Origin of the sequence: Brachybacterium sp. p3-SID957 (assembly GCF_025144775.1) — a bacterium.
Taxonomy (GTDB): domain Bacteria; phylum Actinomycetota; class Actinomycetes; order Actinomycetales; family Dermabacteraceae; genus Brachybacterium; species Brachybacterium epidermidis.
This window is the reverse complement of record NZ_JALXKT010000117.1, coordinates 1-1,482: the sequence shown is the minus strand read 5'-3', so window position 1 is coordinate 1,482 and position 1,482 is coordinate 1. Positions and strand designations below refer to the sequence as shown.

The 1,482-nt window shown below is 69.3% G+C and carries 1 protein-coding gene; it reads right to left on the bottom strand.

The window, feature by feature from the left end; translation table 11 throughout:
* Nucleotides 1-22: 22 nt before the first annotated feature.
* Nucleotides 23-1,243: an IS110 family transposase gene (locus tag M3B01_RS14520; protein ID WP_193865801.1), complete on the bottom strand. Its 1,221-nt coding sequence runs from the start codon at nucleotides 1,241-1,243 to the stop codon at nucleotides 23-25.
* Between the last annotated feature and the right edge of the window lie 239 nt (nucleotides 1,244-1,482).

Here is a 1,482-nt window from a genome sequence, read left to right as displayed (position 1 = left end):
CATGAGTTCCCTGAGTCAACCTCTAGGCCGCGAGAGCGGTGATGTGGTCCGTTTTCTCGGTTCTGCGCCGTTCGTGGGCGGCAGGGTCGTAGCAGGTTCCGTCGCGCCAGCAGGCGTAGATGATCCGCAGCCAGGAACGGGCGAGGATCCGCACGGCGTGGGGGTGTCGTTTGCCTTGTTCGCGGGCGGTGTCGTAGATGTTCCTCGCCCAGGGCGAGGCGTGGCGGGAGTTATCGGCCCAGCGGACGAGGGCTTGGCGAGCTCGCCGGTTGGTGGCGTAGCGGAACACGACCGCGCGAGACTTGCCCGAGGCGCGCGTGACGGGCACGACGCCGGCCTCGGCGGCGAGCTGGTCCGCGCTGGCGGTGTGCTCCAGCAGGGGGCCGATCTCACCGATGAGCTGGGCGAGGTTGACGGTCCCGACTCGGGGCAAGTCCTTGATCAGCGCTGCCCAGGGATGGGCGGCCAGGGCCGTGTCGATCTGGGCCTCGAGCTCGTCGATCGCGGTCTTCAGGGCGCGGATGACCGCGACCTGAGCACGGACCAGCGCGGTGATCGTCTCCTCGCCGAGCCTGGAGGCAGGTGCGGGAGCGTCGCGGAGCTTGGCCACCAAAACTGTCGGGTCGTTGCGTCCGGAGTAGTGCTGGCGGGCCAGCCAGTCCCGCATTCTCGCCGGTGCCAGTCGTCTGGCCGTCGCAGGGGCGGGGAAGCGGTCGCAGAACGCCAGGGCGATATCGGAGTCCAGGCGGGCGAAGACCATCCCGGCGCCGGGCCAGTGCTCGGCCAGCAGCGCGGCGAGCTGGTTGGTCGCCGTCACGCGGGCGGTGACCTGGTCCTCACGGGCACGAACGAGTGCCTGCAGCTCAAGAGTGACCTGCTCGGTGGGGCGCAGGGTCCGCAGGCGACGACCGTCGGTGCGGAGGTAGTCGGCGAGCTTGAACGCGTCGCCGGGATCGTCCTTCGCGCGGGCCGCGCCCCAGCGGGGACGAACGGCGTTGAACGCATTGGGGTGGACGGCCACGACTGGATGCCCGGCCGCCAGAATCCGGTCCACGACCAGCCCGCGCGTGGTCTCGATCGCTACCGGCAGCTCAGCTGGCGCGCCGTGGCCCGCGAGGCGAGCGAACGTGGCGCGCAGCCCGTCCTCGCTATGGGGGCAGAGCCAACGGTCGACCGTCTGGCCCTGGCCGTCGATGACAGCGACCGCGTGGGTGGTGTTGCCCCAGTCCCATCCGACAAACATGCATGCACTCCAGGTCTCTCGAAGGAGCACCACTTGGTAGAGGACACCTGCCGGAAGCTCACTGCTCGGCCCTCGAAGGGGCATGTTCCTGATGCCGTTCAGATGGCCTCGGCCCGGCAGGGCTGGCAGAACTCATGCTGGCCGTCGAACGGCACGCACCATAGGCCATGCACCCACCGGGACCGAGTGGTCACGACCCTACCGAACAAGGCCGCACTAAGGATGGTCCCCCAGTGAGC

Bases quoted from the DNA above. Each gene is read 5' to 3' on its own strand.
- M3B01_RS14520 (WP_193865801.1), bottom strand. From the start codon at position 1,243: ATGTTTGTCGGATGGGACTGGGGCAACACCACCCACGCGGTCGCTGTC.